Annotated in this window: 13 protein-coding genes; 7 read left to right on the forward strand and 6 right to left on the reverse strand. The window is 49.5% G+C overall.

Annotated features, from left to right (window positions below; genetic code table 11):
• Positions 1–85: 85 nt before the first annotated feature.
• Both BUC30_RS03465 and BUC30_RS15855 read right to left on the reverse strand, forming a co-directional pair.
• The gene (locus tag BUC30_RS03465) at positions 86–301 is read right to left on the reverse strand and encodes a hypothetical protein (RefSeq protein WP_073423535.1); all 216 of its coding nucleotides are present in this window, start codon (positions 299–301) and stop codon (positions 86–88) included.
• Between the two features lie 4 nt (positions 302–305).
• On the reverse strand, positions 306–617 hold the full coding sequence (locus tag BUC30_RS15855; RefSeq protein ID WP_139260777.1) for a hypothetical protein: 312 nt from the start codon (positions 615–617) through the stop codon (positions 306–308).
• 365 nt (positions 618–982) lie between these two features.
• Between BUC30_RS15855 and BUC30_RS03475 the strand changes: the two genes are divergently transcribed.
• The 5 genes from BUC30_RS03475 to BUC30_RS03500 all read left to right on the forward strand — a co-directional run bounded on the left by BUC30_RS03475 (position 983) and on the right by BUC30_RS03500 (position 6,704).
• The gene (locus BUC30_RS03475; RefSeq protein ID WP_073423921.1) at positions 983–1,243 is read left to right on the forward strand and encodes a DUF4160 domain-containing protein; all 261 of its coding nucleotides are present in this window, start codon (positions 983–985) and stop codon (positions 1,241–1,243) included.
• A 3-nt stretch (positions 1,244–1,246) separates the two neighbouring features.
• Entirely contained in the window at positions 1,247–1,480 is a 234-nt protein-coding gene (locus BUC30_RS03480) for a DUF2442 domain-containing protein (protein ID WP_014546645.1), read from the forward strand.
• 123 nt (positions 1,481–1,603) lie between these two features.
• Positions 1,604–2,734: a glycosyltransferase gene (locus tag BUC30_RS03485; RefSeq protein WP_073423537.1), complete on the forward strand. Its 1,131-nt coding sequence runs from the start codon at positions 1,604–1,606 to the stop codon at positions 2,732–2,734.
• A gap of 2 nt (positions 2,735–2,736) precedes the next feature.
• Positions 2,737–5,256, forward strand: coding sequence for a DNA topoisomerase III (locus BUC30_RS03490; RefSeq protein ID WP_073423538.1), 2,520 nt, complete (start codon positions 2,737–2,739; stop codon positions 5,254–5,256).
• A gap of 119 nt (positions 5,257–5,375) precedes the next feature.
• Positions 5,376–6,704 carry a glycoside hydrolase family 3 N-terminal domain-containing protein gene (locus BUC30_RS03500; protein WP_083555480.1) on the forward strand — a complete coding sequence of 443 codons (1,329 nt, stop codon included), beginning with the start codon at positions 5,376–5,378 and terminating at the stop codon, positions 6,702–6,704.
• Between the two features lie 98 nt (positions 6,705–6,802).
• Here the strand turns inward: BUC30_RS03500 and BUC30_RS03505 are convergent, their stop codons facing one another.
• Both BUC30_RS03505 and BUC30_RS03510 read right to left on the reverse strand, forming a co-directional pair.
• Positions 6,803–7,369, reverse strand: a complete 567-nt coding sequence (locus BUC30_RS03505; RefSeq protein ID WP_073423541.1) for a 3'-5' exonuclease — start codon at positions 7,367–7,369, stop codon at positions 6,803–6,805.
• A 6-nt stretch (positions 7,370–7,375) separates the two neighbouring features.
• A complete protein-coding gene (locus BUC30_RS03510) occupies positions 7,376–7,963 on the reverse strand; it encodes a hypothetical protein (protein WP_073423542.1) in 588 nt (195 codons plus the stop codon).
• A 162-nt stretch (positions 7,964–8,125) separates the two neighbouring features.
• Here BUC30_RS03510 and BUC30_RS03515 point away from each other — a divergent pair, with 162 nt between their 5' ends.
• Both BUC30_RS03515 and BUC30_RS03520 read left to right on the forward strand, forming a co-directional pair.
• Complete coding sequence (locus tag BUC30_RS03515) at positions 8,126–8,986, forward strand: glutamate--tRNA ligase family protein (RefSeq protein ID WP_073423543.1); 861 nt, start codon at positions 8,126–8,128, stop codon at positions 8,984–8,986.
• Between the two features lie 35 nt (positions 8,987–9,021).
• Positions 9,022–13,104 (forward strand): hypothetical protein, encoded by a 4,083-nt coding sequence (locus BUC30_RS03520; RefSeq protein WP_073423544.1) that lies wholly within the window; start codon positions 9,022–9,024, stop codon positions 13,102–13,104.
• Between the two features lie 121 nt (positions 13,105–13,225).
• Here BUC30_RS03520 and BUC30_RS03525 read toward each other — a convergent pair whose 3' ends face one another.
• Complete coding sequence (locus BUC30_RS03525; RefSeq protein ID WP_073423545.1) at positions 13,226–13,627, reverse strand: SPOR domain-containing protein; 402 nt, start codon at positions 13,625–13,627, stop codon at positions 13,226–13,228.
• Between the two features lie 61 nt (positions 13,628–13,688).
• Positions 13,689–18,404 (reverse strand): fibro-slime domain-containing protein, encoded by a 4,716-nt coding sequence (locus BUC30_RS03530; protein ID WP_244536468.1) that lies wholly within the window; start codon positions 18,402–18,404, stop codon positions 13,689–13,691.
• Positions 18,405–18,414 lie beyond the last annotated feature (10 nt).

Below are 18,414 nucleotides of genomic sequence, written 5' to 3' on the forward strand. Positions count from 1 at the left end.
TTCCACATTGAACAAAATTACCCGTACCACTTCTCGTAAAAGGCCTTGAATGCGGAGATTTCGTCGCTTACGGAATAGGCCGTTCTCATGTACCGGTTGAACAGTAGCGCCTTGTACCCTTCGGGCACGCGTCGTCTTCCCGGAATTCCTTCACGTAGCACCTGTATTCGGCAATCAGGCCCCTTTCGTCGCCCACGTCGGAGTAACACTGCTCGTAGAACCAGAGCATCGCCTTGTCCTGGTCCACGCCCTCGAAGGGTTTTTCCCTTTCGCCCTTGATGTACTTGAAGAATCCGGCCATGCGCCTAGTCCCTCACGACGGGCTTGACGGTTTTCAGTTCGGAGATGTCCGAGATCTCGATGATGTCGCACTTTGCGAACGGGCTGTAGGCGTTCCACAGGTGGTGAAACGGATGGTGCGGCACGTCGTAGTAGCACACCTTCAGGTCGCGCGACACGTTGGAGTAGATGTCCGACAACTTGTCTATCCCCATCGTCTCGCAGACCATCTTCCTGTACTTGGGGGTATAACGTTTCATCCGTTCCAGGAACCTCGGCAGGTCTCCCTTTGGCTCGTTGCTCAGCAGCGGGAAGAAAAACCTCTCGGCCTCGGCCATCGTGCAGCCGATCCAGAACTGGTCATCGCCCGGTCTGTAAGAAATGATAACAAGTAGTGTACAAAAGTGTAGTTTTAAACACGGCTCTGTCGGGCCAGGCCGTACTTTGGGGTCAAAACTGCGGTTTTGCTGCGAAAATGACCCTCTGGCTCTGTCCAGTCATTCTGTACGGCTACGGAAACGCTGCGAAGTCGGAACCTGCCGAAATAGCCTAAAAACTACGGTTACGCAGTGAATAAACAGCCTGGAAGGGGCTTATGAACCCCCAAAAGTTTGCTAGCCGGGCACAAGTGTACAGTTTAGCCCGACAGAGCCAAAATCAAAATTTTTCGCAGTTTCACGCTTGTCTGCGAAAAGGAGTCAAAATGCCAGAATTATGCCGTTTTTTAGGTATCATCATACAAATGTACTTCAACGACCACATGCCTCCGCACTTCCATGCAATATACAACGACTTGGAAGGAATCTTCGAATTATCTACATTTCAAATGCTAGAAGGCAATCTTCCAGCAAGGGTCAAAGGTCTCGTTATTGAGTGGGCGACACTCCATAAGCAGGAATTGATTGACAACTGGAATTCGTTAACAAAAACGGGGATGTATAAAAAAATAGCTCCGTTGGTTTAAACAATGCTGCATGTGATAGACGCAAAATATATTGACAATTACAAGATATCCGTCACATTCAATGACGGATATCATTTTGTTGCAGATTTTGAGAAAGTCATCAAATCAGACCATCGAGCAATAGTGAAGCAACTCGCAGACCTAAACGTGTTCAAGGATTTCTGCTTGCAAGCCCACACAATTACGTGGTCAAATGGTGTAGATTTTGCGCCAGAGTTTATCAAGAGCTTGCACTAGTTACTGCCCACGCGTTCAGCACTCAGTTACTTACTATTATATTATATACGCAAAAATGCCCCGCGATTTTAAGAGTGCGTTTTAAACTTTCAAAAAAACCTTATTACATTTTGCCGAAGAACAATGTTCCTTACGGTTTTGACATACATAGCCATCGGGCTTTTGGCAATACTCGCCATCTTCTATCTCGGGTTAGAAGTGCGGTTCTACCGTGCGCTCGGGCGAGTGCGCGAAGGCTTTGCCGATCCGGAACCGCTCCCGAAGGTAAGCATCCTGATTGCAGCGCGTAACGAATCCGAAGGCATCCGCGAAACACTCGATTCCGTCCTCTCGCAAGATTACGAGGGCGAATGGGAGGTCTGGGTAGCCGACGACCGCTCCACGGACGACACCCCGAAGATTCTCGCGGAATACGAAGCAAAGTTTGAACGCCTCCATGTGCTCACGATTGATTCCATCCCCGAAGGCGTGAGCCCCAAGAAACAGGCTCTTTCGAAACTCATTGACGCCTGCAACGGCGAAATTCTCTGCCTCACAGACGCCGACTGCATCGTGCAGCCGTCCTGGATCAAGTTTCTCGTCAAGGAATTTGAACCGGGGATTGAACTTGTCGCCGGGCATTCGTACATCCCGACCGACAAGAGTTCGCCGTTCATCATCTGCATGCAGGCTGTCGAAACGCTGATTTACCGCATCGCAGGCACAGCTGGCCTCGCCATGCACCTCCCGCTCACAAGCACGGGCAACAACCTCGCCTACCGCAAGAGCTTCTTCCAGAGCGTGAATGGCTTTACGGGCGTCATCAAGATCCAAAGCGGAGACGATGACCTCCTGATGCAAAAACTGGCAGCCGACCGTCCATGGGCCATGCGCTACTGCATCACGCCCGCCACGTTCGTCACCACAAGCGGCAAGGAAACGCTCAAGGCACTCTGGGAACAGCGCAAGCGCTGGGCATCAAAGACCATCTACTACACCCCGAAAATCGTCTTTGTGCTCTCGATGGTCTTCCTGTTCCTCACCATGCTCTGCATCACCGCAGCATTCTCGATTTTCAGTTTCAAAATTTTCGTCGCCACATTGATAGCGTTCTTGTGCAAGAGCGTAGGCGACATGGTTCTCATTATTCGCGGGCTCAAAATATTCAAGCAGGAACACCTCCTCAAGTGGTGCATCCCGGTTGAGTTCATCCACGCCCCCTTTACCGTACTGGCCGTTCTGTTCGGACTGTTCGGACGTTTTAAGTGGAAATAAAAATGGCAACGACTAAAACTACAACTAAGGCGACAACTAAAACCACTACAAAGAAGACCGCCACCAAAACGGCAAAAGCGGCCGTCGAAGGTAAAACGCTCATCATCGCGGAAAAACCTAGCGTGGCAGCCGACCTCGTCAAAGTGCTCGGAGCAAAGTCCTTCAAGAAAGAAACCGCCTATTACGAAAGCGACACGACCATCGTAAGCCATGCGATTGGTCACCTCGTTGGTATCGCCGACCCGAAGGATATTGACGAACGCTACAAGGCATGGGACATGAAAACGCTCCCCATGCTCCCCGAAAAGTTCCCGCTCGTTGCCCTCCCGACCACTAAAGCCCATCTTTCCGCCCTCGGCAAGCTCATCAAGCGCAAGGACGTGACGACGATTATAAACGCGTGCGATGCGGGCCGCGAAGGTGAACTGATTTTCTATTACATCGTGGACTACATCCTCAAGGGGAACTTCAAAGGCAAGACGTTCAAGAGACTTTGGATGCAGAGTATGACGCCTGCCGCCATCAAGGACGCCTTTGAACACCTCCGTACCGAAGAAGACATGGTGAACTTGAGGAACGCCGCCCTCTGCCGTAGCGAAGCCGACTGGCTCGTAGGCATGAACGGCAGCCGCGGACTTACCGCCTACAACAGCTCTATGGGCGGGTTCCAGATTACGCCGTGCGGACGCGTGCAGACCCCGACGCTTGCCATTATCGTGAAGCGCGAAGAAGAACGCAACCGCTTTGTTCCACAAAAATTCTGGACCATTGAAGCCTCGTTCGACAACTCCGGAGCCGGTTACCAAGGCAAGTGGTTCACCGTCGATAAAGAAAATAACAAGGACCGCGTCAAGCAGATTTTTGACGAAGCTCGCGCTCAGGAAATTCTCGCCAAGTGCAAGGGCAAAACAGGCTCCATCGAAGAGACCACCGCCCCGAGCCAGCAAAAGTGCGGCCAGCTCTATGACCTCACCACGCTCCAGCGAGAAGCGAACAACCGCTTTGGTTTCAGCGCCAAGACGACGCTTTCCATAGCCCAATCGCTTTACGAACATTACAAGGCAACCACATACCCGCGTACCGACAGCCGTTGCTTGCCCGAAGATTACGTCGCTCCGGTGAAAGCCACCCTCGGCAAGATTGAAGGTCCGCTCGCCAAGTTCGCTCAAGAAGCTTTGGACAAGAACTACGTGAAGCGTACGCCGAAGGTCTTTGACAACTCGAAGATTTCGGACCACTTCGCCATCATCCCGACAGGCGTCGTGCCGAAGGGACTCTCCGAAGCCGAAGAAAAAATCTACACGATGATTTGCCAGCGTTTTATCGCGGTGTTCTTCCCGCCAGCGCAGTATTTAAACACGACCCGCATCACGACGGTCGAAAACGAGACCTTCATCACCGAAGGCAAGATTCTCGTGGACCCGGGCTTCAAGGCCATTTACGGCAAGGAATCTGACGAAGAATCGAACATTCCAAAGCTGAACGGCAACACCGCCAGGACGCTTGCAATTGAATCGAAGGAAGACTTTACCAAGCCGCCTGCACACTACACCGAAAGTACGCTCCTTTCGATGATGGAAAGTGCAGGTAAGCTCGTGGAAGACGACGAACTGCGTGACGCCATGAAGGAACGCGGTCTCGGAACGCCTGCCACACGCGCCGCCATCATTGAAAAGCTCGTGAGCGACAAGTACGTTGTCCGCGACGGCAAGGAAATGATCCCAACAGCAAAGGCTTTCGACCTCATCAAGGTCCTCTCCGCCATGAACTGCGAAGCCCTCACTAGCCCGGAACTCACCGGCGAATGGGAATACAAGATGGACCTCATCTCGAAGGGCAAGGAATCTCGCGAAGCATTCATGAACGGCATCGTCGAAATGACAAAGACGATGGTGAAAAACATCAAGGGATTCAAGGAAGAAAGCACAACCGGCGAAGCAAGTTTCAGCCCCGTAAATGGCAAGAAGGTTTTTGAAACAGTCAGCCGCTACACCACCGAAGATGGCATCGTCATCCGCAAGATTACGGGTGGCAAACATTTGTCCGAAAGCGAAATTGTAGAGCTCTTGACCAAGCGCAAAATTGGACCGCTCACAGGTTTCCGCAGCAAGAAGGGCGCCGAATTTTCAGCAGGCCTCATCATCAACGACCAGAACAAAGTTGAATTTGTCTTTGACGAAAAGCCCGAAGAAATCGAGCTCGGTGAAGTTATCGGCAAGTCTTCGATAGACGGCTCCGACGTTTACGAAACGCTCACGGGCTACGTTTCCGAAAGCTATGTGAAGAAGGAACCGAGCGGGCTTTCGCTTCCGAAGATTCTTCTCGGCAAAGAAATTCCACTCGACGACATCAAGAAATTGCTCGCCGGCGAAAAGACTTCGCTTATCAAGGGCTTCCGCAGCAACAAGACTCGCCGCCTGTTCGACGCCTACCTCACGCTCGTGAAAGGCAAGCTCAAGTTCGAATTCCCGCCACGAGAATTCAAGCCCCGCCGATTCGTGAAAAAGAAAAGTGAAGAGTGATTGCAGGAACTTAGTCATTAGTAGTTAGTCAATAGTTTAATTTTGACGCCTTCGGCGTGGTTATACATCACTAATGACCATTGACCAATGACTATTGACATTTTCTTAGTTTCAGCCCCATGCCTTTAAGACACTTACTTACACTAGCTTTTTTCGCAGCTTTTTCTGCAAACTTCGTCTTTGCGCAAGATTACCAGATCGACCGGTATATACCGGAATCGAGTTCTTCCGAAGTTTCAATATGCGTGATGATATCATCGTCAAGCGCACAGCAGATGACTCCTGCCGTGAGCAGTTCTTCCGCGACTCTCGTAAAAGACTCGACGAATCTTGCAGTATCAAGTTCGTCCGCAACCTCGCAGTCTTCATCAAGCGTTGCTAAGTCCGGCAAAAATCCGTACAACTTGCCCGACGAGCTCATGCCGTTGTGGAATTCCATGTCCATGCGCCAAAAGGCAGGCCAAATGATCATGGTGTTCCTCACCACTCCACAATTCGTCATCGAAAACGAACTTGGTGGCGTGCTCATTACAGGCAAGCACCTCCGCAGTTTCGACAGTTACAAAGAACGAATGGACGAAATCGACAGCAACCTGAAGATTCCTCTTTTCACAGCACTTGACCAAGAAGGCGGCCTCGTCAACCGCTTAGTATCGTATTCCAAGCAATGGGAATCCCTCCCGAGCGCCCGCGAAATGCGCCGCATGGATTCCACGCAAATTCACAAGCTCGCCAAGAAAATCGGGCGCGCACTCAAGGATATCAGAATCAACATGAACCTGGCTCCCGTTTTGGATCCGTCCAAAGACCATCGGCAGTCTAATTCGTTCATGGAAGAGAGCCGCCGCTCCTGGGGTCACGACACTACAAACGCTTACAAAGTAAGAGCTTTCGTCAACGGCATGCGCGACAACGGCATCATTTGCGTTTCAAAGCACTTCCCCGGTTACGATTCCTGGACCAATAGCGATTTGCAAATAGCCATCAGCGCCTCGCCCAAGGAAAAAATCGAGCAGAACATAAGCTTTTTCAAGACGCTTTCCAAGGACATCCCCGTTACGATGATGTCGAGCGTTCACTTCTTGCGCATTTCTAGCCGCCCCGCCGTCTTTGACGCCAACATCGTAAAAATGGCACGCAAATTTTCCCCGGACATGGTCATGCTTACCGACGACCTCTGGGGCACCTCATTACGCACCTGGGCAAGCGGCAAAACACAAATTGCACCTCGCAAGACCTACCCGGACAAAGATTTCAGGCGCCTCGTCACCGCCATCATTGACGCGGGTAACGACATCCTCATGATTTCTTACACGTCCAAAGCCAAGGACATGCTCAACATCATGATGGAACTTTCAGACAAAAGCTCAAAATACAAGAAGCGCATCGAAGAATCCGCCGCACGCATCTTGAAGCTGAAATACAAAGCAGGCATTTTGAAGTTATAAATTTTTGCGCATTTTTTGCGCATTTCGATAACATTCCCGCGCGCATCTCGCATTAGCCATTGACTAATGACTAATGACCAATGACTATTGACAAATGACTACTTACTAAAAGCCTGCTTCTTGGCGACGGAAATATTCACGACGTACTTCATCACGCCTGCCTCGCCGACCTTCTCCAGCGCAGACCTCAAAATGGCAGCCGCCGCAAGCGTATCGTCCAAAGCACGGTGATGGTTAAAATCAGGGAGCCCTAGCGATTCCGTGAGTTTGTGCAAACTGTAGCTCGGTTGCCCCGGGAACACACGCCGCGAAAGCTTTACCGTACAAAGTCTCGCAGGGTTAAACTTAATGCAACAGCGTTTCAGTTCCGCAGTCATGTACTTGCAGTCGAACTGAACGTTGTGTGCAACAAAAATGCGGTCTTGCAAAAGCTCTGCCACATGCTCGGCGATTGCACCAAATTGCGGTTGTCCACTAACCATCTCGTCGGTGATGCCCGTAAGCTCTCGCACAAACGGCGTTATCGGCTTTCCTGGGTCTACAAGCGCGTGGTACGTTTCAACAATTTCGGAACCGTCCATCAGGGCGATTCCGATTTCCATTATTCGATTATCTTCACCATGTCCGCCGGTCGTTTCGAGATCGACTACCGCAAATTTTAGCAATGCAAATTACCTAACGGGGATATCGATATCGAGCGTCTCCATCCCGTCGCGAGCCTGCACACGCGCAAGCATCACATTAGACTTCGGGTGCCCGTAAACAGGGACAACCATCAAATTAGACACGCCTCTCTGTTCACTCGGAACCGCTTCGGTATCGTAAGCTGTTTTCGTAAATATAGGTTTCTTACCGCCATCGTAAAGGGAGTAAGTCAGCTTACGCGGGAATCCTTTCTTGATTTGCGAAGTCTTGACCTGGAAATAGATGTATCCGCCCTGCGGAACTGCTCTTAAGCTATCTCTAATTTCTTGTTCGGTGGCGTATTCTGCTTCCATGGCAAGGCGAACGTTCTTGCGCACGCGATCCGGAGATTCGTATTCCACCATCACATTGAACTTGGCGTCTTCAGGGATGGCGCTTTCACGCACATCACGGATTCTACTGTTATTCTGGTGATATTCCCAACGACCATTGTCGTGTAAAATAACGGTCGAGCCGTTAGAAGCCATTGCGACAACATCTTCAGCGAAGACATTTGCTGCAATCGCAAAGACAAGAGCCATGCAGGCTCTCGAAAGATTTTTCATTCCACCCATAAGTACTCCGTTTTTATAAAACATCCCTTTACCTATGAGTAATATATATCACAAAATCAATTTTATCGAAAAAAACAAAATATTTGTGAAAATTCATAAAAAAAATGTGAGTTATGTAACAATTTTAAAACTTATTTTTGTACCGAAACCTAAATTTGCACCATGTCCGGAAAAATTCGATTTGCACCAAGCCCCACAGGATACCTTCACGAAGGCCATTTGCTTTCGGCACTTTATGTGTGGGCTGCCGCAAAAAAATGGAACTTAAAGATCCACTTGCGAATCGAAGACCATGACCAAAGCCGCGCACGACCCGCCTATATTGCTGGCATCCGAGAAGATTTGGCTTGGCTTGGGTTTAAATACGATTCCGAGAGCATACAAAGTGCACGCGGCCAAGTCTACGAAGCGGCCCTCCAAAAGTTAAAAGAAAAATCGTTAGTTTACCCGTGCTATTGCAGCCGCAAGCAGCTCCTCGCCGAAAACCCGCAAAGCGAAACCGGTGAAATCATTTACCAAGGGAAGTGTTTGCACGAAACGCGCGTCATCCCGCTCCCTCACAACCTCCGCTTTATCGTCCCGAATAAATTTATCGACTGGCACGACCTGCGTCTAGGGGACTTTCACGAAAACCCGAAACTCCAATGCGGAGACTTCCCCATCCGCGACCGCGACAACCAATGGACATACCAGTTCGCCGTCTGCGTAGACGACATCGACGAGCAAATCACGCACATCGTCCGTGGCGAAGACATCCGCAATTCCACCGCCCGCCAGATTGCGCTCATGGAAGCTCTAGGACGCACAGAGCGCCCCATCTACCTGCACCACCCGCTCATCGTAGACGCGAACAACAAGAAGCTTTCCAAGCGCGAACTCGCCCACAGCCTACGCCAAGATAAAGAAGCGGGAATCACGCCCGAGATGCTTTTCGGACGCGTCTGTTACAAGGCTCACCTGACTGAAAACGACACACCCATAGCCCTCGTTGACGCGATATCCATAATTATGGAAACTCTCTAGCGTTTTCTTAGTTAAAAAAAATTTATATTCATGACATGGCATCAACGTCCGTGTCCGCAACCATTGAAAAAATTCGTGAAGAGGCATCAGTCTTTGAAAGCAAAGACCGCTTGCTCTGTTTTTCGCAAAAAAACAAATTCCAGTCGCCACTGCTTTTAGGCAATGGCGACCAGTTTTTTGAAACATGGCAAAACGAGTCCTCCCCACGCGCACTTTCACAATTCTTCCCCATCTCTGCAAAATACGATGAGGAAAAGCAAGCCGCCGACCTCGACAAGTTCCGCAAGGTTCTCAAAGCAAAGACCGAAGACTTTTGCAACCAGGACTTGTACATCGCAACGGGATTCATCAAGTGGGGCGAAAAAAGCCTCGCTCCAGCGATCCTCATCCCGCTCGACTACGATGCCGAACACGATACCGTTTCGATTTCTGCACGCGTCCCCATAGAAAATATTGCGCTCCCGACACTCGATAAAGAAATCAAGTTCCCGGTGGCACTCGACTTTTTCAAGAACGGGAATTTTGCCATCCAGAAATTTTTTGATGCACTCGAAAAAAAGATTGCGTCCAAAGCCGACTGGAAATTTACACGTAACGGCTACTGCGTCACGTTCTACAGCACCAACAGACTTCTCCTCAAAAAGAAACTGGCGAATGAATGCTGGACAACCGCCAAAGCCGCCAACCACGATTTCTTCATCGCAACGATAGGCAATGAAGGCTTCATGCCGCAGCCATCGCTCTTTGAAGAAATCCCCTACGACCACGTTTACAGCCCTGCGGATCATTACTTCCCGTACACGACTGATTCGCAGACAAACAAAGCGGTTATCGACGCACTCAATCCAAAATGTTCTGCCTTTGCCATACAAGCACTCCCCGGATCAGAAAAAGCAAAGGCAGCTGTCAACATCACCGCAGACCTTATCCAGCAAAAGAAAAAAGTTTGTGTGGTAAGCCGCCGTGCCATTTCCAAGCTCAATTTTGAAAACGCCTGGAAACCGCCATTCCGTTCGTTCCAAGGTCCTGACCGCGACACGCTTCAAACGCAGTTGAGCGAAACAAGGGCAAAGCTCGTCTCCTATTACGACGCCGTCAATTTTCCGCTCAAGCCCAGTGACGCTAAACTCACAGAACTGCTCGACGAAATTGCAAAGTTAAGACCTGTCAAGACAAAGTTTGCTAGCGACCTTTTCGAGAATATCGAAGACGTTCGCTATAAAAAGTTCAAGTCCATGCTTTCTAGCCTGGAACAAATGGAACAGCTGTTCTTCAACGAAAACGGCATCGAAATTTACAACGCCTTTGAAGGGGTTACACGACCAGCCGCATCGCAAGAGCGCAAGAACCTGATTGGCGAAGACTTGATTCAGGCTAAAGCTCTTGTCGAAACAATCAAGCCCTTTGTCGCAAGCATCAACAAGTCCAAGCTCTATCTGGATGGATTCAAGCTTTCTGACATTTTAGAACTTGTCAATATTTTCAAGAAAAACTTTGACAAGGAAATGCCCGGCTTCGAAGATTGGGACCTCCATTCAAACGGATGGATTGCCTATCAAGACGACCTCAACGATTTGCCCAATGCAGGCGCCCGCTGGTCCAGCTACCGTCGCAAGGGTTCCGACATCTTTACCGACGACGCCATCGAAGCAAACGTCCTTGCCGCACGCAAAGAATTTGAACAAAGTTTGAGTTCCGCCCTCAAGGCGCTCTCGGACCATTACCGCAGACCCAAGCGTCAACTGCTCAGCGTATTCAAGGATCCCAAGAGCATCACCTCCGATAACATGCTCATGGAGCAAATCGATAAGCTTATCGAAATGCAGGAATACAAGCGCAAGTACACGGATTCTTCTGTACTCGCCGCCCGACTGTTCGGCAAAGACTGGAAATACGAAAAGACCGACTGGAAAGATTTGGCAGACAAGATTCGCCATTACTACGTGTTCCGCGCACGCATCAAGAATAGCGAACAACACGACTACTTGTTGCAGTTGCTTTCCAAATGGCACTTGTTCAAACAATTCGCCGAAAGTCTGGACAAGATACAAATCAGCGCTCAAGAACTGCAAAAGAAGCTCCAGAGCATCAGCAAGTCTTTCAACTTGAGCGAATCGATGGATACTCAAACGGTCGACTCCTGGATTGACAAGATTGAATGCTGGTCTACATATTGGGATTCGCAAGACATTTATTTGCAACTTTGCGAGCACATCGAAAACATCTGCGATTCGCCCTGTGAAAACTTGGCACAATTTGTAAAGAGTTCCAAGAACGCAAGCAAAGACCTCGCCATGGCATTTGCACGCGCATGGACGAACCGCCAAATGCAAGCCGCCTCTGCAGAATGCCCGGAATTGTTCAGCCCTTCCGCAAAGAACAGGAAGCAGCAGGGCAAGCAATACAGAACACTTTTGGACCAGTTCTGCAATGCTAACTTTAGAGAATCTCACGATTCCGTTGAAAAGAATCCCGACTTGCTCCGTAGTTTCAAGCTATCGCAAACTTACGAACAAGATTTCGATTCATTCGACGTTACGTTATTCCTAGATGCCGACTGCATGACCATCGCCGAAGCGATGCCTGGAATTTTAAACTCAAAGAAGATTATCCTCTTTGGCAATCCTTGTGCGCCCACGCTCGAAATGCTCCCAATGGATGCCTGCAATATGGAAACCTCTTCGCAATCCATATTCTTCAAGGACAACGTTCTTTCGGCTGCGCTGCGCAAGGGAATCCCCACTCGCGTCATCGGCTACACAATGCAATATGCAGACCCGTCGTTATTCAGTTTCGCCAATAGCAGAATCTACAATAACGAAATGGCGCAGTTCCCGAACAGCAATTTGCCAACAGCCAAATTGCAGTCGCTCAAAATCGTTCGCGATAAGATTTCATCCATCGCCGAAAAGGCGGTGCAACATGCGACAAAGAACCCAAGCCAGACACTTGGGATTCTCGCCTCAAACCAATCTCTTTGCAACGAAATTGAAGAAGCCATCCAGAACCTTCTGAAGAAGTTCCCGAACGCATCGAGATTCTTTACGCAAGGGAATCTTACAAACAAGTTCTATATAAAGACGATTGAACGCGCTATAGACTTGTACCGCGACGTCATCTTCGTCTGTGTCGACATTGATAACATGACAAGCATCGCCGGAGCATGCAAGCTTTCGATTTGCACAACACTTGCAAAACAGAGCCTGAGCCTGTTCATGACGAACGAAGATGCCGACAAGTTCGCCAATGCCAAGCTGAATCTTTTCCAAGAATGGGTCAGCTCGTTAAAGAGCAAAACGACAGCAGAAAACACTATTGCATACGTCCAAAGTTCTGTTCTCGACGAACAAATTAAAGAAGTTTTCAAAAACGAATCCATAGCCTACAAGGACTATATCGCTCAAGGCGATATTCCTATAGGTCCGGTCGTCATCGATGCAAACAACTCCAAGCGTTTTCTCGCCGTTATCGAGACCGATTGCAATTGCGCACCGTTCAAGGAATCCGTCGAAGACCGCGAATACACGCGCCCGAACACTCTTTCGAGACTCGGCTGGAAGGTCCTCAACATGTGGCTCCCGCTATGGAACATCTCGAATGCAGACGAAAAGGAAAACTTGATTGCCACTATTGCGATTGAGCAAAGTGTCGCACCGCCACCGCAAGAAGACATTCCTCTCGACGAAGCAGAACCGCACACCGAAGCCAAAATCGAACCGTACTGCGTCAAGCATCCGGCGATGACAGAAGCAAGCAGCAAGCCCATTACGGAGCTTTCGATGGACACGATTATCGAAGAGCTCAAGTTCTATGTCGATAACGAAACGCCCATCCATGGCGAGCTTTTGTTGCAGAGGCTTTTAGAGAGGCACCACGTCGAACGTACTAGTACCAAGATAAACGCCATCCTAAGTGAAGCGATCAAGCTCGCACTGCACCAGAAGCAGTTTATCAAGACGGGGCCGTTCTTCTACTCGCTCACGAACAAGAATGTGGTGTTGCGCGACCGTTCCGGTAGACCCGACAGCGAACGCAAGATGGCTTACGTGCCCCCTGAGGAACGCGCCCTCCTGAAGCTCGACGACCACAGCATCAAGCAAATGCTAGGCGTGCTGTAGGCGCCTCCAGTGTGACAATGGCGACCCCGGCACAAGGCCGGGGTGACAAGGCAAGAATGTATAAATACAAAACAAGAGCAGGCGGAGCCTGCTCTTTGTGCTTTAAGCGTTTGGACAAGCTTTAACGAAGCTTGACGACAAATGCGTTGATGTTATAAGCGGAAAGTTCGCGAGCCTTATCTTCGGCAACCTTGCGCTTTGTCCATCCACCGCCACGGAGCTTGTAGAACGGAGGATCGAACACCACCTGAATGGTGTAACCCGTGCTTGCAGAAAGCTGGGCTTTGCGTCTCTGAGCGGCATCAAAATCACCGACAGCTTCGAACTGGAGCATGTAGTAACCATCAGCCTTGTCGTTCTTGCCAGTCACCTTGGCAGGCACAGCAGAATTGCTTGTCGTATCGCGGAGCGATGCATTAAGCGTCGGCTTGTACTCGTTACCGCGGAAAAGGGAATCCAAATCAGTTGGCGATCCGGCCCAAGCCATCGCGCATAAAGAAAGGGCAATTAAAATCTTTCGCATGTTCGAAATATAGAAAAAGCCTCCCCCTAAGGGGAGGCTTTAAAACCTTTACAGGTGCGTTTTATTCATTCGCAAGTGGAGGGAGGCTGCCAATTTCATTGGCGTTGTGACGGACACCCCACATTTCAGACTTTTCAAGCTTGTTCTTCTTGCCATACTTATCAAGCTGAACGAAAGTCTTGACCTTGGAGATGTAAGCACCGGAACCCACCATGCGGTTATCGTTGGACTTCATGTTCCAAACAAGGACGATGTTTCTACGATTCTTGACGCAGTTGCCACCGAAGAGGTCCTTGTCGTTGCAGTACACACGACCCTTCTGATTTGCGACAACGCCACCCAAGTTCGTGAAGAGCTGGAATTCGTAGTCGAAGTAGATATTGGCGAGATCTGCATCGGCGAATTCTTCCTTAGATTCCTTCAAGGCACCCATATCGCTCTTGACAAACCAGCCATGCGGAATATAACCATATGCATCATAGCCAGCACCACCAGCGCGGATATCCTTTCTGAAGTCATTTTCGTTCTTGTTAGCATCGTAGGTCATCACCGTGAACACCGGGAGCTTTTCGATTTCAGCCGGAGTATGGTTCGTCGGAATACCGCCCTTAGCACTCGGAATGAGTCTTACGATATAAGAGCTAACGTCACCAGTAATGAGGACCCACGGAGACGGGAGACGGTCCGTAGCATCGTAGCCAGGAGCAACGTTCCAGTTATGGGTTGCATCTTCAGCCGGGCGGAGAGAATCAGCACCAGGAGCAGAAGCGTATTCAGACTGGTCAGCAATCAAGCCTTCGCCATTCAAGCTTCTGAAGTGGATGTAGTCACCTGCCTGCGGGAATACTGCAGAGCTCTGGCTATAACGGATGTTCTGGGTTTCAAGATACTGTTCGCCATAGCTGATACTTGGATCGACATCGATAAATTCTTCGTAATGACGAGTCTTGCCGTTGTTGATGAAGAACGAGAACACCTTGTCACCTTCTGCAACACCAGCAGTGGTCTTCCTAACCGGTTCAGAGAAACGAACCTTCAGTTCAACACTCTTACCCGTTTCGCCAGCCATAGCAAGTGCAGAGACGATCACCGGAGCAATACGATCATAGATATTGCATTTGAAAGCAGACGTAATTGCATCGCTTGTCGGAGTCGGCTTGTAGGTAGCCCAGGATCTGATTTCACCAATACCGCTAGTCTTTATGTCCTTGGAGAGGTTCTTGCTACCAAGCTTGATGAGAGGTTCGCAATAATCCGGTTCGACATTTGCGGTATTGCAAGCTGCTCCAGCTTCGATTTCAGCCTTTTCAAAGACCACGGAATCCGTTTCATTTTCCCAAAAGACTTCAATCTTATTCGGGAGGGAGTCCTTATGGAACGGACGATGGTAGTAGACAACGAGGGAGTCGCCGATACCATCAAGGTATTCCTTAGCAGCGTCAAAGTACGGAGCATCAACATTCATCGCCATGTCAGAGACCTTACCATGAACGTCGTAAATGTCAGCAAACTGCGGTAACGGAACAGCCGGTTCCTGGAACTGCAAGTTCGTGTAAAGTGCATGCACGTTACCTGCACCAGCAAGGCTTACATCAAGCGTAGCGGTCTTCGGGCTCACATAAACCTGAGAAGATGTAACCACAACTTGACCACGACCATTGATAATTTCACCGCTGACCATATCAAGACCGGCAGAAGTTTCACCACCCTGAGCGAGCATAAAGTTGCAAGCTTCGCCACAGGGAGTATCATCAGGATTTAGAGCTAAGACATAGAACTTTTCCATAGCTCCCTTCATACGCGTCGTGTCCGACGGGTCAGAGGAAACAATGTTCGTCGAAGTCGGCCCATCCACAAAGACGAGCTGCGGCACGAAGAACTTGACCTTAGCAGTGCGAGTGCTGCCCACCACGTTCACAGAGACAGAGTCTTCCAACTTTGTACCCATGGAGCGAGCGAGAATCGTCACATAGACCGTATCGATACCATCATTCACTTCACGAGATGCACCCGGATTAGCAATCTGGGAAAGCTTGCCATTCTTCATTTCGTAGAAGACTGCATTAGCATTAGAAGAGCTCAAAGAGTAGCTACCTGTAGAGGCTTGCATTTCGAGAGGATCCGTGCAATCAGGAGAAGAGCAAGGATCGCGGAGAGCGGCAATGTAGAGCGGAACGAGCTGTTCGACATCCACAGCGCCATCCTTCGGAACAGCAGCCATCTTGCGTTCGATAAATTCATACGGGAGGCTATGGTTGCCAATATCGTCCACAACGACAGCGGTACGATTCGCAACACCAAGCTGACCGACAACATCAATCGTAATAGCCTTGAAATCATTACCAATGCGGATGATCAAATAGTACGTGTCAGCAGGAAGGAAGTTCTTCAACACATCCTTATTGACAATCGGATCATACGAAGTGGACACATTTATGCCATAATTCTTGCCGTCAAAATACTGTTTCGGATTAGCTTTTAAATCATCAACAGTAAGAACAACCTTGGTCGGATCCTGTCCGGTCGGGTCTTTGGTAAGTTCATAGTTAATTTCCATACCAGCGAGTTCCGCACCGCACATCGTCTTGTCACCACCAGCCGGATCTACTTCAGCAGCGCAGTTGCTTGCACTAGATTTCTTGTAGCAAATAGAGTAGTGCTGGTTACCATTATCAATGTAATCCGCATGGGCTTCACCCTTATTGTTCTTCTTATCAGTAATGCCTGTGGTCTGCTGGATGTACATGTTTGTCTTGATATGGACGTTACTCATCGTCGTACGACGGTCGCAGAAGTAGATATCGATCTCATAGTTGGAACCAACATCGGCATCCGGCATGAACTTATCCAAGTCAACGTAACCCGGAGCGGCAAGGTGAGTACCACCAAGGTCCACAGCGAGCTTGTTATCAATAAAGACCCAAATGTCATCGTCACCACGGAAACTGAACTTCAAGCCCTTCTTGAAGCGGAAGCTTGCATGAGATTCAAAGCAGAAGTGCTGGTTACGGCCACCCTTCGTAAGAACTTCGGAATCGCTAGCACCAGAAGTCCAACGAGGAACACCACCTGTAGGAACCTGATTCTTTTCGACAAGCTTGCCAGCAACAGTTTCAGTTCCTTCCTTAAAATAGGTCCAGCCGAGAGGTCCCATATTCGGGCAACCCCAACCCCAGCCGTCACCTTCCCAGGTCACGCCGAGCTTCTTCGTAATTTGAGCAGCGTCAGGAGTATCCTTGAATTCTTCACCAGCAGCAAAGAGACCTTCGCAGTCAATACCGCCATCCCAACCCGGGCCATTGCAAATGAGGTCACTCATAGCAACACCTTCAGTCGCATGAATAGTACGGAGACCATCCGGAGACTTAGAAAGCTGGTTATTATAGTCAGCGCAGAAGAAAATCGGACCTTCAGCCTTGCGCTTGTTTTCAGCAGCAGCCAAACGGGCAGAGAGCATCACCGGTCTTTCACCCGGAGTCATGCCAGAATCCAGAGGAGGTTCTTCGGCAGGATAGAAGCCACCCACCACCGGAGCACCCGGGCTCTGGTAGGTATCGGATTCAAATTCAAACTTACCGTCAGAAACCTGATTAAAGGTCATGTTAAAGCAGTACTTTTCGTTCACGCCCGGGGTGTAGTTAAACATAGCCGTGAAAGCTTCTTCTGCCTGAGCACCAAAGCAGCTCTTACCCTTAGTAGTAAGCACCATTTTCTTTCTGCCTGTGGTAGCATCCCTTTGCAAAGTGCTTTCCACCATGCCCTTAGTCACACCGATACACGGAACTTCGCCACCAGCAGAAGCAACCTGATACTTAGCAGACGCAGTATAGCAAGCGTTAGCATGAGCCTGAGCAGGAGTCTGTCCAGGAGCCCAGTCCGGGTTGCAGGTAAATGCACCATGCAAAGAAGCGTCGGTATCGTAAATCAAAGCGGCCAAATCGTAGCTGCACTTGCCAACAACATTCGGGCGGGTGTCGTACCAACCCATTTCATCACTCGGGAGCTTAGTAGCTTCATCAGGGTCAGCCACAAAGAAAAGTTCATCAGAATCAAAGAGAGCGAACATGCCTTCCAAACCGATCGGTTCAGCAGCGGTGCCTTCAACCTGCCAGCCACCATCCTTACCGATAGCTTCCTTCACTTCCGTATCATCATCGCGACGGATAAGGACCTTGGACGGGAGAGCTTCATCAATATAGCGTCTAAAATACCAACCGCACTGTTCGTCAAGTTCCAATTCATGGTCCTTGCCATCTTCAACAAGCAGCGGAATAGCACTCTTCCACGTTTCATTATTCGGCAAGAATACGTAGAAATACTTGACGTCAGGAGGAGTCTTGCTCATGTAGGTGATGTTAGCCTTGTTCGGATCCGGATGAGCGGAGATCCACAATTCACCTGCAGAACCGAAATCGGAGCAAGTAAAAGCAGTAGCGCTGTTATCGCTTATCTGCAAATACTTGACGTTCATCGAGTCTTTTCTTGCGCAATGACCGCTATTACAGTCATTAGCACCGGTTTCTTCAATGACAAAGCCCTTAGCTGAGTTCGGACCGCCGATTTTAGAGGCGCTAACTTGGAGCCAGTTAGCAAAGGTGCTCTTTTCAAATTCAGCCTTTTGTCCACCGGCAACAGCATAAGCAGATGTCCAACCTTCGGGCAGCTTGAAATAAACAGTGCCCTCACAAGCCAATGCAGCAAAAGCACTCTGCGCACCGGCAAAGAGCATTATACAGCCCAATACCCACCATTTTAAGGAGTTGATTCTGTTATTCATTGTTTTTCTT

Origin of the sequence: Fibrobacter sp. UWB7 (genome assembly GCF_900142945.1) — a bacterium.
GTDB lineage: Bacteria > Fibrobacterota > Fibrobacteria > Fibrobacterales > Fibrobacteraceae > Fibrobacter.

What these genes read in the sequence shown, in the direction of transcription:
- BUC30_RS03465 (WP_073423535.1), bottom strand. Translation starts at nt 301, where the DNA reads ATGGCCGGATTCTTCAAGTACATCAAGGGCGAAAGGGAAAAACCCTTC.
- BUC30_RS15855 (WP_139260777.1), bottom strand. Translation starts at nt 617, where the DNA reads ATGGCCGAGGCCGAGAGGTTTTTCTTCCCGCTGCTGAGCAACGAGCCA.
- BUC30_RS03475 (WP_073423921.1), top strand. Translation starts at nt 983, where the DNA reads ATGCCAGAATTATGCCGTTTTTTAGGTATCATCATACAAATGTACTTC.
- BUC30_RS03480 (WP_014546645.1), top strand. Translation starts at nt 1,247, where the DNA reads ATGCTGCATGTGATAGACGCAAAATATATTGACAATTACAAGATATCC.
- BUC30_RS03485 (WP_073423537.1), top strand. Translation starts at nt 1,604, where the DNA reads ATGTTCCTTACGGTTTTGACATACATAGCCATCGGGCTTTTGGCAATA.
- BUC30_RS03490 (WP_073423538.1), top strand. Translation starts at nt 2,737, where the DNA reads ATGGCAACGACTAAAACTACAACTAAGGCGACAACTAAAACCACTACA.
- BUC30_RS03500 (WP_083555480.1), top strand. Translation starts at nt 5,376, where the DNA reads ATGCCTTTAAGACACTTACTTACACTAGCTTTTTTCGCAGCTTTTTCT.
- BUC30_RS03510 (WP_073423542.1), bottom strand. Translation starts at nt 7,963, where the DNA reads ATGGGTGGAATGAAAAATCTTTCGAGAGCCTGCATGGCTCTTGTCTTT.
- BUC30_RS03515 (WP_073423543.1), top strand. Translation starts at nt 8,126, where the DNA reads ATGTCCGGAAAAATTCGATTTGCACCAAGCCCCACAGGATACCTTCAC.
- BUC30_RS03520 (WP_073423544.1), top strand. Translation starts at nt 9,022, where the DNA reads ATGGCATCAACGTCCGTGTCCGCAACCATTGAAAAAATTCGTGAAGAG.
- BUC30_RS03525 (WP_073423545.1), bottom strand. Translation starts at nt 13,627, where the DNA reads ATGCGAAAGATTTTAATTGCCCTTTCTTTATGCGCGATGGCTTGGGCC.
- BUC30_RS03530 (WP_244536468.1), bottom strand. Translation starts at nt 18,404, where the DNA reads ATGAATAACAGAATCAACTCCTTAAAATGGTGGGTATTGGGCTGTATA.